The organism is Sphingomonas sanxanigenens DSM 19645 = NX02 (assembly GCF_000512205.2).
Classification (GTDB): Bacteria; Pseudomonadota; Alphaproteobacteria; order Sphingomonadales; family Sphingomonadaceae; genus Sphingomonas_D; species Sphingomonas_D sanxanigenens.
This window is the reverse complement of the sequence record NZ_CP006644.1, coordinates 3,009,988-3,022,750: the sequence shown is the minus strand read 5'-3', so window position 1 is coordinate 3,022,750 and position 12,763 is coordinate 3,009,988. Positions and strand designations below refer to the sequence as shown.

The 12,763-nt window shown below is 66.5% G+C and carries 16 protein-coding genes and 1 tRNA gene; 9 read left to right on the top strand and 8 right to left on the bottom strand.

Annotated elements, in window-relative coordinates; all coding sequences use genetic code 11:
- Positions 1–37 precede the first annotated feature (37 nt).
- A complete protein-coding gene (locus tag NX02_RS33315; protein ID WP_211258321.1) occupies positions 38–829 on the bottom strand; it encodes a nuclear transport factor 2 family protein in 792 nt (263 codons plus the stop codon).
- Positions 826–1,179, bottom strand: a complete 354-nt coding sequence (locus NX02_RS13930; RefSeq protein ID WP_162232680.1) for a MoaF-related domain-containing protein — start codon at positions 1,177–1,179, stop codon at positions 826–828. Before NX02_RS13930 ends, NX02_RS33315 begins: the two co-directional genes overlap by 4 nt.
- Before the next feature lie 476 nt (positions 1,180–1,655).
- Between NX02_RS13930 and NX02_RS13925 the strand changes: the two genes are divergently transcribed.
- Positions 1,656–2,507, top strand: coding sequence for an AraC family transcriptional regulator (locus NX02_RS13925; protein WP_211258320.1), 852 nt, complete (start codon positions 1,656–1,658; stop codon positions 2,505–2,507).
- Positions 2,504–3,436, top strand: a complete 933-nt coding sequence (locus tag NX02_RS13920) for an AraC family transcriptional regulator (RefSeq protein ID WP_025292810.1) — start codon at positions 2,504–2,506, stop codon at positions 3,434–3,436. Before NX02_RS13925 ends, NX02_RS13920 begins: the two co-directional genes overlap by 4 nt.
- A gap of 6 nt (positions 3,437–3,442) precedes the next feature.
- Here the strand turns inward: NX02_RS13920 and NX02_RS13915 are convergent, their stop codons facing one another.
- A complete protein-coding gene (locus NX02_RS13915) occupies positions 3,443–4,447 on the bottom strand; it encodes a zinc-dependent alcohol dehydrogenase family protein (RefSeq protein ID WP_025292809.1) in 1,005 nt (334 codons plus the stop codon).
- 31 nt (positions 4,448–4,478) lie between these two features.
- Entirely contained in the window at positions 4,479–5,309 is an 831-nt protein-coding gene (locus tag NX02_RS13910) for an alpha/beta fold hydrolase (RefSeq protein WP_025292808.1), read from the bottom strand.
- A gap of 286 nt (positions 5,310–5,595) precedes the next feature.
- Between NX02_RS13910 and NX02_RS13905 the strand changes: the two genes are divergently transcribed.
- Both NX02_RS13905 and NX02_RS33585 read left to right on the top strand, forming a co-directional pair.
- Positions 5,596–6,531 carry a pirin family protein gene (locus NX02_RS13905; RefSeq protein WP_025292807.1) on the top strand — a complete coding sequence of 312 codons (936 nt, stop codon included), beginning with the start codon at positions 5,596–5,598 and terminating at the stop codon, positions 6,529–6,531.
- Entirely contained in the window at positions 6,450–7,829 is a 1,380-nt protein-coding gene (locus tag NX02_RS33585; protein ID WP_245648847.1) for a DUF5996 family protein, read from the top strand. Before NX02_RS13905 ends, NX02_RS33585 begins: the two co-directional genes overlap by 82 nt.
- Before the next feature lie 128 nt (positions 7,830–7,957).
- Here the strand turns inward: NX02_RS33585 and NX02_RS13895 are convergent.
- Positions 7,958–8,034: transfer RNA gene (locus tag NX02_RS13895), tRNA-Arg, on the bottom strand.
- 56 nt (positions 8,035–8,090) lie between these two features.
- Between NX02_RS13895 and NX02_RS13890 the strand changes: the two genes are divergently transcribed.
- Together NX02_RS13890 and NX02_RS13885 are read left to right on the top strand one after the other, a co-directional pair.
- Complete coding sequence (locus NX02_RS13890) at positions 8,091–8,840, top strand: queuosine precursor transporter (protein ID WP_025292805.1); 750 nt, start codon at positions 8,091–8,093, stop codon at positions 8,838–8,840.
- Entirely contained in the window at positions 8,837–9,154 is a 318-nt protein-coding gene (locus tag NX02_RS13885; RefSeq protein WP_025292804.1) for a hypothetical protein, read from the top strand. Before NX02_RS13890 ends, NX02_RS13885 begins: the two co-directional genes overlap by 4 nt.
- Positions 9,155–9,204: 50 nt before the next feature.
- On the opposite strand, the gene purQ is transcribed toward NX02_RS13885, so the two are convergent.
- The 3 genes from purQ to NX02_RS13870 form a co-directional block, all read right to left on the bottom strand.
- A complete protein-coding gene (purQ, locus tag NX02_RS13880) occupies positions 9,205–9,873 on the bottom strand; it encodes a phosphoribosylformylglycinamidine synthase subunit PurQ (protein WP_025292803.1) in 669 nt (222 codons plus the stop codon).
- Positions 9,870–10,103 (bottom strand): phosphoribosylformylglycinamidine synthase subunit PurS, encoded by a 234-nt coding sequence (purS, locus tag NX02_RS13875; protein WP_025292802.1) that lies wholly within the window; start codon positions 10,101–10,103, stop codon positions 9,870–9,872. The genes purQ and purS overlap by 4 nt, the downstream gene beginning before the upstream one ends.
- 77 nt (positions 10,104–10,180) lie before the next feature.
- Positions 10,181–10,831: a hypothetical protein gene (locus NX02_RS13870; RefSeq protein ID WP_158014019.1), complete on the bottom strand. Its 651-nt coding sequence runs from the start codon at positions 10,829–10,831 to the stop codon at positions 10,181–10,183.
- A gap of 106 nt (positions 10,832–10,937) precedes the next feature.
- Between NX02_RS13870 and NX02_RS13865 the strand changes: the two genes are divergently transcribed.
- From NX02_RS13865 to rarD, 3 genes are read left to right on the top strand one after another with little or no spacing between them, the layout of a single operon-like run.
- A complete protein-coding gene (locus NX02_RS13865) occupies positions 10,938–11,537 on the top strand; it encodes an SOUL family heme-binding protein (protein WP_039997538.1) in 600 nt (199 codons plus the stop codon).
- Positions 11,538–11,544: 7 nt separating this feature from the next.
- Positions 11,545–11,766 (top strand): hypothetical protein, encoded by a 222-nt coding sequence (locus NX02_RS13860; RefSeq protein WP_025292799.1) that lies wholly within the window; start codon positions 11,545–11,547, stop codon positions 11,764–11,766.
- Positions 11,767–11,798: 32 nt separating this feature from the next.
- Positions 11,799–12,740 (top strand): EamA family transporter RarD, encoded by a 942-nt coding sequence (rarD, locus tag NX02_RS13855; RefSeq protein ID WP_084717790.1) that lies wholly within the window; start codon positions 11,799–11,801, stop codon positions 12,738–12,740.
- Positions 12,741–12,763 lie beyond the last annotated feature (23 nt).

The window sequence follows — 12,763 nt, the reverse complement described above, 5'->3', positions numbered from 1 at the left end:
CTGCGCGAGCGGCGTCTATCGGCGCTTGCCATCCCCTTCAGACCCCCTGAGGGTCGAGAAAGACGTGAAGTGAGAGGATGCGGCCACCCTCGAACTGCGCGACGTCGGTGCCCGTTACGGCGGCATCCGGGTCCGGCCCGGAGCGCCATTTGAGTCGGCCGACGCCGTTATGGCCGACAGCAGGCCCCTCGGCGACGAAGGCGACATCGGCGGGCAACGTCGCAAGCAGCCGCCCGACCGCATCGTTTATCGCAGCGTGACCGCGGACGGAGGCGTGCGGTTCGTGCAGCACCGCGTCTTCGCGATAAAGCGTGCGAACCGCTTCAAGGCGCCGCCCCTCATCGCGCTCGTTGAAGACGGTGAGCAGATTGGCCTTCATCATCCGGTCATAGTCGATGGCGTCGATCGGTGTTTCGGGCTCTCGCGTGCGTTGCCGCTCGCCCTCGTCCGATGAAAACATCGCCAGGCCGGACGCGGAACCCTCGGTCGCCGCCTCGTCCTGGAGCACGTCCCAATGCTCGGCGAGCAGGCCATCCGCGATGCGGAAGATGTCGACGACGATCTGTGGTTTCGGCGCCCAGCCATGGATCCGGCCGTGGATGGCGACAAAGTCGCCCTCGGCAACGATCAGGCCGGGCTCGTAGAACACGGTCGGGGGAAGCGTTGCCACCAGCGCGGCCAGCGCATCTCGTCCCTGCGGGATGCCGGGATTGTGCTGGATGTAATCGGGCGCATAAAGTCGCTCGACGGCCTGGGGGTCGCGGCGCTGGAACAGCGCGGTCATGGCTTCGAGGACCAGGGCTTTTTTGCCGTCTAGCGTCATCGTCATCGGACTTTTCCTCTCGAGATGAGGTGAATAGGTCCCTGCATCCTCAGAAACGAGCCGTCGGGCAGGGTGGCATAGGAGTGGACGATGCAGTGCTCGAAATCCTCGACATGCACGACCGTGGCGCCGCTTGCTTCGACCCAGCTCACGGCGAAAACACCCGTTCGGATCCGGCTCGCGGCAATCTTGACGGTTTCCGTCTTGGCGTAGGGTCCCTTGGCGATTTCGAACCGGATCTGGCCGTCCGGCAGCGTCGTCAGGCGAGCGGTGAACGCGTCGAAAACGACGTCGAAGACGATGCCGATCGGATATGCGTCTGCCGATTTCGGTGCGTCCGATGCTGGTTCAGGCAAGGCAGACTCCGATGAAACGATCGTGTTGAGGCGCCTGCCGCGTCGAACGGTTCGGATGTGATCGAACATGTCGGCCGACGGGCAAGCGACATCGACCGACCTTACAGGGATCGTGCGCGATGAGCGACGCAGGCACTGCTGCCGCGTTGCCGCTCTTGCGGCGAAGCGGTCGGGCCGCTGTCATGCGCGCCTCGACCATGGTATCATAAGGCCCGTCGGAGGAGGGCTCGCCGATCGGTCTACGGTCGCCGCAGCGCGACTCCGTCTAATTGCTGATCGGCTTTTGTCGAGACGGGCAACGCCCTGATGCGCCGGCGTGCCAAGCCGGCTGACCAGGGTGCATGCTTGGAGATCGAAGCGCCCGAGATGTCATAGGAGTGACGGCAATTACGGTATCGGCCCATCCATCGTCTTCCGACTGGTACTGCCAGGGGCGGCAGGCGTCCTATTTGCGCTCGCGACGGTCGCCAGGCGGCGTGCTCGACCTGCTTGAGGTGGCTCGGCCAGCCGGGGACATGTCCCGACCGGGACTGCCGGATATCGTCCTGTATCAGGACTTGCTCGGAGGCAGTCGGGTCAGCGGCGACCTGGGCGGGGGCCGCTTCGATGTCATGGGCGAACGGGGCAATTTCTGCGTCGCCGCGCCCAACTTCGCCACCACGGCGATGATGGAAGAAACGCATCGGCTTCGCAGCCTGATCTTCCCGATGGCTGATTGGGAAAGCGTGCTGGACGAAGCCGCGGATGGCCGATTCTCGTTCGACAATCTCAATATCTATGGCCGGATGTTCGCCTCACCGGGGATTCGGGCGGCATATCGGAAGCTTTGGGCTCTCTGCGATGATGAAGGCGCACCGTCGCGCCTGCTCGCGCGGGCTGCGGGCTGCGCGATTCTGGCCGAACTTTGCCGGTTGGGCGGAGCGCCGCTGCCAACGGTGAAGGGCGGCCTTGCACCCTGGGCGGAACGGCGCTGTCTGGAACTGATGCGGACGCGGCTTTCGGAGGACATCGGCCTCGACGAACTGGCGGCAGAAGTGCGGCTCTCGCCATTCCATTTCGCGCGGATGTTCAAGCAAAGCCTGGGCTTGCCGCCGCGCGCCTACCTGACGCGGCTGAGGATGGAAAAAGCCTGCGAGTTGCTGGAGAGGACGGATCTGCCGGTCACGCACATCGCGCTGGAGGTGGGATATTCGTCGAACCAGGTCCTTGCGCGGGTTTTCCTCAAGCACATGCACCTCAGCCCATCCGACTATCGGCGGGCCGTTCGTGACTTTGGCGGCGAATCGATCGCGTTCCACGCGCGACCGGCTCCGGAAGCACGGCAATGACCGTCCACGCGCATTCGTCCTTCGCCCGATGGCACAGCCATGGCCGACATTCATCCTATGTGCGCACGATGAAGTCACCGGGGGGAATTCTCGATCTTCTCGAGGTGCAGCGACCCGCCGGGGATATGTCGCGCCCCGCGCTGCCGGATATCGTGCTGATGGAGGACGTGCTCGGTTGCCGTCGCGTCAGGGGAGACTTGGGTGGCGGTCGCTTCGATATGGCCACCAGGAAAGGGACGCTCGCCGTCGCGGCCCCAAACTTCGCGACCACCGTGATCAATGATGAAAGCCACCGGCTTCGCAGCCTCGCCTTCTCCCTTGCCCAATGGCAGGATCTGCTCGACGAGGCCGCCGACGGCCGCTCCTCGTTCGACGCCTCCCGCATCTATGGCCGGGTGTTCGGTTCGTCGGCGATCCGACTGGCGGTTCGCAACCTGTGGGCGCTCTGCGAGGACGAAGGCGCGCCGTCACGGTTGCTGGCGCGGGCGGCAGGCTGCGAGATTCTTGCCGAACTCTGCCGCCTGGGCGGGACGCCGTTCACGCCCGCAAGGGGCGGCCTTGCGCCCTGGGCTGAGCAGCGCTGTGTGGAAATGATGCAGGAGCGGCTGTCGGACGATATCAGCCTTGATGATCTCGCGGCCCAGGCGCGGCTTTCGCCGTTTCATTTTGCCCGAATGTTCAAGCAGAGCCTCGGCGTGCCGCCGAGGGTCTATCTGACCAGGCTACGTATCGAAAAAGCCTGCGAACTGCTGGAGCATACGGACCTTCCGGTCACCCAGATCGCCCTGGAGGTCGGCTATTCGTCAAACCAGGTGCTCGCCCGCGTCTTCCTCAAGCATCGACGCATGAGCCCGAGCGATTATCGTCGGGCGGTCCGGGAACCGGTTCGTCCCGTCGTCGTGCAGGAACCTTCGCCGTCGCTCCGTTGAGAGCATCTATCGCGGGGTCGGCAGCTTGACGGTTTCACCAGCGACATCGATCGTCACTTTGCCGCGAAGCCCGCGAGAACCGCCGTTTTCAAGCAGGTCATGCGCATCGCCGATCCTTGCAAGGGGAAGCACCGCGCCGATGACGGGCTTGATGCGGCCGCGTTCCACAAGCGTTGTCAGCGCGTCGAGCTTGCCGCGGTTCTGGCGGGTGAACACGAAATGATAGGCGGCGTTCTTGCCCCATGCCTCGATCAGGTTCTGGGGCTGGGCGATGTCGACGATGCTGACCAGCCGACCGGCATCCGCCAGGACGACCGCACTGCGGGTGAGGGTGTCGCCGCCGATCGTGTCGAACACCACGTTTACGCCCTGTCCCTGCGTCAGGTCCGCCACGGCTGTGACATAGTCGTCGGCGCTATAGTCGATCACCTCATCCGCGCCGAGCGAACGCACGAAGGCGTCGTTGTCCCGTCGCGCCGTCGTGATGACCCGCGCTCCCATCGCCTTGGCAAGCTGGATCGCCACCGTGCCGACACCGCCGGCACCGCCATGGATCAGGATGGTTTCGTGAACCGCAAGCTGGGCACGGGTTACCAACGCCTCCCAGACCGTCCCGCCCACAAGCGTCAGGCTGGCGGCTTCCAGATGGGTGATGTTGTGCGGCTTGCGCGCGACCAGTTCGACGTCGGCAACATGCTGCTCCGCATAGGAGCCGGGGCCACCGAAGATCTTTGGCGTATAATAGACCGCGTCGCCGATATCGAACTCGGTGACATTCGCGCCTTTCTCCTCGACGACACCGGAGACGTCGTGCCCGATAATCGCGGGCAGTGGCACATGGTCGACATAGTCACCGCGTCGGATCTGATAGTCCAGGGGATTGATGGCGGTCGCGTGGACGCGCACCCTGACCTGCCGGGGCCCGACCTCCGGCACGGCGACATCGCGTAACTCGAACGCATCGAAACCGCCGAACTTGCCAAGGACGATCGCCTTCATGGTCTTGGTCATGGTCTTCTCTTTCCAACAGGAGGTCAGCAGGTCAGGATCGGGCAAAGGCCAGCAGGTCGGCGTTCACCATGTCCGGGTGCGTGGCGAATAGGCCGTGCGACAGGCCGGGATAGGTCTTCAGCATTCCATCCCGCACGAGACCGATCGCCTTGTGCGCGGAATTGCCGATCGGAACGATCTGGTCGTCCTCTCCATGCAGGAACAGGATCGGAACCGTGATCGCTTCCAGGTCTTCGGTGAAGTCGGTCTCCGAAAAAGCCCTGATGCAGTCGAACTGCGCCTTGGCGCCGCCGGCCATGCCCTGGCGCCACCAATTGTCGATTAGGCCCTGGCGGGCTTGCGCGCCTTCGCGGTTGAAGCCGTAGAAGGGGCCGCTGGGGATGGCCTTGTAGAACTCGGCCCGGTTCCGGGACAGCGCGCCTCGAAAACCATCGAATAGCTCGATCGGAATGCCGTCCGGGTTCCGCGTGGACCTGACCATCACCGGAGGAACCGCGCTGATCAGCATCGCCTTGGCAACCCGGCCGGGTTCCGCGCGCGCAGCATAGCGCGCGACCTCGCCACCGCCGGTCGAATGGCCGACATGGATGACATCATAAAGGTCCAGTGCGGTCACGATCGCCGCGACATCCAACGCGTAGGTGTCCATCTCGTTACCCGTATCGGTCTGGTCCGACCGGCCATGTCCCCGCCGGTCGTGCGCGATCACGCGATAGCCCGCCGACAGGAAGAACAGCATTTGGCCGTCCCAATCGTCGGCGCTCAGCGGCCAGCCATGGTGGAACATCACCGGCTGAGCATCCTTTGGTCCCCAGTCCTTGTAGAACAGATTGGTGCCGTCGGATGTGGTAACGATGGCCATGATGGGATGTCCTTCCGCCTGCCGAGCTAGCAAACGCCGCGGACACGCGCGGCGCTGAAGCTGCGGTGCGGGTGCCGATCTTGCGGACCTGACCGTGTGATCGAACGCGCCCCGGCCTCGCCGGCCGCCTTGGAAGGGCGCAAAATCGGCACCCTCGCCGCAGTCTTGGCACCGCATCGTCGGAACCGGTCCATAAGATCGGACCCGACGCAGCGACAATCCGCCGAACCTCGGCTCGAAACAGCCATGCGATTCCGTCCGGCGGCTTCCGGGAAGGCAATGAACAATGAGTTGGAATCCGGCAATCGAACCGACCTGTCCCGATAAGGTCGAACAGGACGCGATCGAAACGCTCATCGTGCCACGGTCCCGGGACCTTGGCGGGTTCGAGGTCCGTCGCGCCCTGCCTGCGCCGAACCGCCAGATGGTTGGGCCGTTCATCTTCTTCGATCAGGCCGGACCGGCCGAGCTGCTGGCCGGGCAGGGCATCGACGTCCGCCCCCATCCCCATATCGGTATCGGCACGGTCACCTATCTTTACCGCGGCGATTTTCATCACCGCGACAGCACCGGGGCCGACCAGATCATCCGTCCCGGCGCGCTGAACTGGATGGTGGCGGGGCGGGGCGTCACCCATTCCGAACGGACCTCTGCCGCCGCACGAACCGGCCCGAATGGCCTGTTCGGCATCCAGACCTGGCTGGCCCTGCCGGACGCGCATGAGGATGCGCCGCCCGCCTTCGAGCATCACGGCAAGGAAATGCTTCCCGTCATCGAGGATGGCGGCATTTCGCTTCGGCTGATCCTCGGCAATGCCTATGGCGCAGTCTCGCCCGCGACCATGTTCTCGGAAACCTTCTATGCCGATGTGCGGCTCGATCCGGAAAGCCGGCTGCCGATGCCCGACGATCACGAGGATCGCGGCATCTACATCGTCGAAGGCTCGATATCGGTCGCAGGGCAAGGCTTTGAGGCGGGCCAGATGATGGTGTTCCGGCCCGGCGACAGGATCACGGTCGCCGCAGGCAGCGGCGGCGCGCGGCTGATGATCCTCGGCGGAGCCACCCTGGCCGGCCCGCGTTACATCTGGTGGAATTTCGTGGCATCGTCGCAGGAGCGCATGGATGCGGCGAAGGCCGAATGGCGCGCGGCGAACTGGGGCGCGGGCCGCTTCGATCTGCCGGCGGACGACCGGGAAGAGTATATTCCGTTGCCCGACTGAGTCGGTACGCCGCCCCCGAGTGCAAGCAGATACCGAGTGGAGAATGCGGAATGACGACCAACTGGCCTCGGCTCGATTATCTCGGCTGGCGGGAAACCTGCTCCGCGCTGCACCTCTACCTGCAGGTCGCGGGCAAATACCGGCTCGCGCGCAGCCCGTGGCTGAACCATTCCTGGAACGCGACCTTCTATGTGACGCCCGGCGGCTTGGCCTCCTCGCCGATCCCCGATGGTTCCGGCATCGAACTCCTGTTCGACCTGCGGGAGCACAAGGTCGTCGGGACCAGCGGCGACGGTCGCCGCGCCGCCTTTGCGCTTGGGCCGACGACGGTCGCGGCGTTTCATGCCGAATTCGTGAAGCTCGTCGCCGATCTCGGCGGCACGCCGCAGTTCCATGGTACGCCAAACGAGGTTCCGAACCCCGTGCCCTTTGCCGAGGACCATCGCGAGCGCCCCTATGACCGTGAGGCCGTGCGCCGTTTCCATCAGGCGCTGGTCGCCATCGACCGGGTGTTCAACCGCTTCCGGACATCGTTTCTGGGCAAGTCCAGTCCGGTTCATCTCTTCTGGGGCGCGCTCGACCTGGCGGTGACCCGCTTTTCAGGGCGCCGCGCGCCGCTACACCCGGGAAACATTCCGGCGTTGCCGAACGACGTGGCGCAGGAAGCCTATGACCGCGAGGTCGCGTCCGCAGGATTCTGGCCGGGCGGGGGCGGCATCGATTACCCCGCCTTCTATGCCTACGCCTATCCGACGCCGGCCGGCTACCGTGCCGCTCAGGTTTTGCCTGATGCTGCGTTCTGGCAGGAGCAATTGTCGGAATTTCTGCTGCCCTATGATGCCGTTCAGTCGGCCGACGATCCCGATGCGACGCTTCTGGCGTTCCTGACCTCCACATACGAGGCCGCCGCCGATCTGGGCGGATGGGACCGCGACCTGCTTGAATGCGCGCAGGGAGGACCGCGTCAGGTGCGGCCGGCGGATGCCGAGTTGCAGGCACCGGTTCCGCTATCCCCGGTCGGAAGGGTCGAGCGCGAGGATGGCGCGTCGAAGGGGCGCTATCGAATCGTCATCGACGGCATCGAGGCCGAGATGACCTACAGCCGCGCCAGCGCAACATTGATCATCATCGACCATACCGAGGTTCCGGCGGCGCTGCGTGGACGCAAGGTTGGAGAGCAACTGGTTCGCCAGGCGGTCGAGGACGCGCGGCGCGAAGGGGTCGCGATCATTCCGCTCTGCCCCTTTGCCAAGGTGCAGATCGACCGCCATCCCGAGTGGCAGGACGTGCTGCATTGATCGCTGGATCAAGCTGATCGCCCGCTTTCCGGATAGAGCCGAGGCATAGTCTCCCCAAGAACTGCTACGCCAGTCGCCGCTCTGCGGGAGAGGCGGCGGTTACTGGCGTTCGCGGATTTGAACCGAAATGGCGCGCCCGGCTGGATTCGAACCAGCGACCACAAGCTTAGAAGGCTAGTGCTCTATCCAACTGAGCTACGGGCGCCCGCCCGCCGCATAGCGCGGATTGCGCGTGCGGGAAACCGCGATAGTCTGCCCGCCATGAGCACAGGGGATTCTGCCGCGCCGCGCGCGGTTTCGGCGGCGGATATCGCCGGGCGGCCGCTTCGGTATTTCGATTTCGTGATGGCGGCGTTCGTCGCCATCCTGCTGCTGTCCAACGTTCTGGGCGCCGGCAAGGTCGCGGTGATCGATCTGCCCTTCGTCGGGCTGTGGCCGTTCGGCGCGGGCATCCTGTTCTTTCCCGTCTCCTACGTGATCGGCGACGTGCTGACCGAGGTCTATGGCTATGCCCGCGCGCGGCGCGTGATCTGGGCGGGGTTTGCCGCCTTGCTGTTCATGGCGTTCATGAGTTGGGTGGTGGTGGCGCTGCCGCCCGCGCCCGAATGGGGCAACCAGGCGGCGTACGAGACGATCTTCGGCCAGGTCCCGCGCATCGTGTTCGCATCGATGATCGCGTTCTGGGCGGGCGAGTTCGTCAATTCCTATGTGCTCGCGCGGATGAAGCTGGTCACCGGCGGGCGCCATCTATGGGCACGCACGATCGGCTCGACGATCGCCGGCCAGGCGGTCGACAGCCTGATCTTCTATCCCGCCGCCTTCCTCTTCGCCGAAGGGTGGACGACCGGGCTCGTCCTCCAGGTTCTGGTCACGCAATGGGCGCTGAAGGTGGGCTGGGAAGCGCTGCTGACGCCGGTGACCTATCTCGTCGTCGGCTGGCTCAAGCGCGAGGAAGGGCTGGACGTGTTCGACGAAGCGACCGACTTCACCCCCTTCAGGACCGGCGTGTGACGGCCGCGCCGCTGCTGGTTGCGCTGCTGGCGTCGCTGCAGGCCGTGGCCGATGCCCCGGCGCCGACGCTGGCCGCCCGCGCCGCGCGCCAGCCGGCGGCGGTGCGGGCGTTCATCGATCGGCGGACGGGCTGCAATCATTGGGCGGGCGAGGAACCCTACGACGCCGCGCGGCGGCGCGAGATCGACGGTGCGCTTGCGGATCTGCGCTGTGCCCGGCTGGATGCGGATGAGGCGTTGCTGCTGCGCCGCTACGGCGGTGACGCCGAACTGCGGGCGCTGCTCGATGCGGTCCGCGACGCGCCTGGGCTTTAGGCGATGGGTCGCCGCGGGGCAGCCGATCGGCGGCAGCCCCGCCGGCGGGATCAGGCGCCGACCGCCTCGAGCAGCCCGGCGAACAGGCGGCGGCCGTCATCACCGCCATGCGCGGCTTCGATGCGGCGCTCGGGGTGGGGCATCATGCCCAGCACATTGCCCGCGGCGTTGAGCACGCCGGCGATGTCGCGCGCGGAGCCGTTGACGGGCTCTGCATAGCGGAAGGCGACGCGGCCTTCGCCCTCGAGCCTGTCGAGCGTCGCGTCGTCGGCGAAATAATTGCCGTCATGATGCGCGACGGGCACGAGCAGTTCCTCGCCGGCGTCATACAGGCTGGTGAAGGCGCTCTGCGCGTTCGCCACCGTCAGCTTCACGGTGCGGCAGACGAAGCGGATGCCGGCGTTGCGCATCAGCGCGCCCGGCAGCAGCCCGGCTTCGGTGAGGATCTGGAAGCCGTTGCACACGCCGAACACCGGCACGCCGCGGCCCGCCGCCGCGACCACCGCGCGCATCACCGGCGATCGCGCCGCCATCGCGCCCGAGCGCAGATAGTCGCCATAGGAAAAGCCGCCGGGCACGCCGATGAAGCCGATGCCGTCGGGCAGGCTCGCCTCGCCATGCCACACCATTTCGGGGGCACGCCCGGTCACCGCCTCCAGCGCCACCGCGAGGTCGCGGTCGCAGTTGGAGCCCGGGAAGACGATCACCGCGGTCTTCATGCGCCGCGCTCGATGCGGTAATTCTCGATCACCGTGTTGGCGAGCAGCTTGGCGCACATCTGGTCGAGTTCGGCGTCGGTCAGCGCGGGATCATGCTCGATCTCGATCAGCTTGCCCGCGCGGACATCGTTGACGCCCGAGAAGCCGAGCCCTTCGAGCGCATGATGGATCGCCTTGCCCTGGGGGTCGAGCACGCCGCTCTTCAAGGTGACATGAATGCGGGTCTTCATCGCGCGTCCTTCGCCTGGCTGGAAAACGCCGCCCCTATGGCGCGGGTTCGGCCACGGGGCAAGCGTCGAGCCGCCGATCAGCGCGGGCGGCGCGAATAGCGGATGCGCCCTTCGCCGCGGTGGAGGATCAGGTCGTCGCCGTCGATCTCGACGGGCGCGTCGCGGAAATCGAATGTCCCCAGATCATTGGGCTCCAGCTTGAAGGCGAGCGCGGTGCCCGCGGCGGGATCGATGCGGAACTCGGGGGAGATGACGCCATGGACCGGCTCGTCGAGCCGGATCCAGCGCGGCACGCGGGTTTCGCCGGCGGGCAGCGTCCAGCCATCCTCCTGCGTATAGCCGGTCGCCGGCTCGCCGCTGTCGAACCCCACCGTCACGTCGATGCCGGCGATGCCCTGGCCGTCGGGCCAGGTGACGCTGACCGACAGCGGGCCGGCTGCATGCGCGGGCACCAGCGCGACGAACAGCGGCGCGACCGGATGCGGCCGGGTGGTGAAGCGCAGCATGCCGCCGTGGCGCATCCAGCGCCCGTGCGCCTGCTCGTCGAGCGCGCCGGCGCTCAGCGCATAGTCGAAGGTGCCATCCGGATTGACCTCCAGCGCCGAAAGCGCATCGGGGCCGAGCTGTGCGGAATAGTGGCCGACGGCGGGATCGGTTTCGCCTGTCGCCCGTGCTGCGGCGGAACCGGTGAGGAGCAGTGCCGCCAGGCACGGGAGAAGGATGCGCATGCCCGCGATCATGGCGAATGCCGATGGCGGGCGCCAGCGCTCTATCGCCGGGGGAGGCGCACCCCTATATCGGCGCAACGGTACGGGCGATCGAGGGAGCATGGCGATGGCCGAACAGGGTGCGAAGCCGGTGTGGAAATGGGTCGGGGCGGGGGCCGTGCTGGCCGCTGCCGGCGCCGTTGCCTGGTACGCGCGCGAACGGCTGGCCGAGGAACCGCGCTTCCGGCTGGTCGAGGAGGATGGCGACATCGAACTGCGCGACTATCCCGCGCTGCTCGTCGCCGAGACGATCGCGCCGGGCACCCGCCAGCCCGCGCTTTCCGAGGGTTTCAGGCGGCTGGCCGGGTTCATCCGCGGAGGCAGCCAGCGCGAAGGCAAGATCGCGATGACCGCACCGGTGCTGGCGGCGGCAGTGCCGGGCGGCTGGCGTACGCGCTTCGTGATGCCTGCGGCGCGCGGCCGCGCCAGCTTGCCGGCACCGCCGTCCGGCATCGCCATCGCCAGCCTGCCCGAACGGCGCGTGGCGGCGATCCGCTTCGGCGGCGTGCCCGACGATGCCCGCCTCGCGGGGCGTGAGGCGGTGCTGCGCAACTGGATGCACAGGCGCGGGCTGATCGCGCTTGGCGATGCCGAGCATGCCTTCTACAACTCGCCCGCGATACCGGGGCCGCTGCGCCGCTCCGAAGTCTTGATCCCGACAGGATGACCCGCCGATGCTGAACGCCATTTCTATTCTGATCGGACTTGTCGCGGCTTTCCTCGCGATCTTCGCGTTCCTGCCGTTCCTCGGCTGGGCCTATTGGGCGATCATACCCCTTGCGCTCGCCGGGCTGTTTTTCGGCGCACTGTCGAGCAGCACGTCCGGCCGCAATCTCAACATCTTCGTCGTGATCGTCGGCATCGTGCGGCTGATGATGGGTGGTGGGATCATCTGAGGCGCACGCCGCGCCGTTCGAGATGAACCGCCATGACGGATCGTGAAACGGAGCAGCGCCGGGGCATCGCGCTCGGCATCGGCGCCTATGGCATCTGGGGGCTGCTGCCGCTGTTTTTCAATGCGGTGGGGCATGTCTCGCCGTTCGAGGTGCTGGCGCAACGCGTCGTCTGGTCGCTGCTGCTGGTGGGCGCGCTGCTGGTGATGGCGCGCCGGCTGGGCGCGTTGCGGCGTGCGTCCGCCGATCGCCGCGCGGTCGCCATCCTGGCCGCCAGCGCCACGCTGATCGCGGTCAACTGGCTGGTCTACATCTGGGCGGTGACCAACGGGCATGTGATCGCGTCGAGCCTCGGCTATTTCCTCAACCCGCTGCTCAACGTGCTGCTTGGCGTGTTGCTGCTGAAGGAAAGGCTGCGGCCGATCCAGGTCGGTGCGGTGCTTCTTGCCGGTTGTGGCGTCGCGGTGCTGGCGGCGGGCGCGGGCGAGGGGCTGTGGATCAGCGCATCGCTGGCGCTGACCTTCGGCTTCTACGGGCTTCTGCGCAAAGTGGTGACGGTCGATGCGCTCGAAGGGCTGGCCATCGAGACCGTGCTGCTGCTGCCCCCGGCCATCGCCATCCTCGCCTGGCTGCGGGTGAGCGGTGACCTTTCGTTCGGCTCCGACCCCTCGACCACCGCGCTGCTCGTCGCCGCGGGGCCTTTGACCGCGGTCCCGCTGCTGCTGTTCGCGGCGGCCGCGCGCAGGATGCCCTATGCGATGCTGGGGCTGTTGCAATATATTGCACCGACGCTGCAGTTCCTGATCGGCGTGTTCGTCTACCATGAACCGCTGACCCCGGCGCATCTGATCTGCTTCGCGCTGATCTGGTCGGGGCTGGCGTTGTTCGCGCTCGATGCCCTGCGCCATGCCCGGCGCGTGGTGGTGCCCACGGCCGCGCCCGCCGGAACGGACCCGCACGGCCACCCCGTGCGTTGAGCATCGTGCAGGGGCTGATTTCC

Excerpts from the sequence above, each read along its gene's own strand:
- NX02_RS33315 (WP_211258321.1), bottom strand. The coding sequence starts at position 829 with ATGACGATGACGCTAGACGGCAAAAAAGCCCTGGTCCTCGAAGCCATG.
- NX02_RS13920 (WP_025292810.1), top strand. The coding sequence starts at position 2,504 with ATGACCGTCCACGCGCATTCGTCCTTCGCCCGATGGCACAGCCATGGC.
- NX02_RS13915 (WP_025292809.1), bottom strand. The coding sequence starts at position 4,447 with ATGACCAAGACCATGAAGGCGATCGTCCTTGGCAAGTTCGGCGGTTTC.
- NX02_RS13910 (WP_025292808.1), bottom strand. The coding sequence starts at position 5,309 with ATGGCCATCGTTACCACATCCGACGGCACCAATCTGTTCTACAAGGAC.
- NX02_RS13905 (WP_025292807.1), top strand. The coding sequence starts at position 5,596 with ATGAGTTGGAATCCGGCAATCGAACCGACCTGTCCCGATAAGGTCGAA.
- NX02_RS33585 (WP_245648847.1), top strand. The coding sequence starts at position 6,450 with ATGGCGCGCGGCGAACTGGGGCGCGGGCCGCTTCGATCTGCCGGCGGA.
- NX02_RS13890 (WP_025292805.1), top strand. The coding sequence starts at position 8,091 with ATGAGCACAGGGGATTCTGCCGCGCCGCGCGCGGTTTCGGCGGCGGAT.
- purQ (WP_025292803.1), bottom strand. The coding sequence starts at position 9,873 with ATGAAGACCGCGGTGATCGTCTTCCCGGGCTCCAACTGCGACCGCGAC.
- purS (WP_025292802.1), bottom strand. The coding sequence starts at position 10,103 with ATGAAGACCCGCATTCATGTCACCTTGAAGAGCGGCGTGCTCGACCCC.
- NX02_RS13870 (WP_158014019.1), bottom strand. The coding sequence starts at position 10,831 with ATGCGCATCCTTCTCCCGTGCCTGGCGGCACTGCTCCTCACCGGTTCC.
- NX02_RS13865 (WP_039997538.1), top strand. The coding sequence starts at position 10,938 with ATGGCCGAACAGGGTGCGAAGCCGGTGTGGAAATGGGTCGGGGCGGGG.
- NX02_RS13860 (WP_025292799.1), top strand. The coding sequence starts at position 11,545 with ATGCTGAACGCCATTTCTATTCTGATCGGACTTGTCGCGGCTTTCCTC.
- rarD (WP_084717790.1), top strand. The coding sequence starts at position 11,799 with ATGACGGATCGTGAAACGGAGCAGCGCCGGGGCATCGCGCTCGGCATC.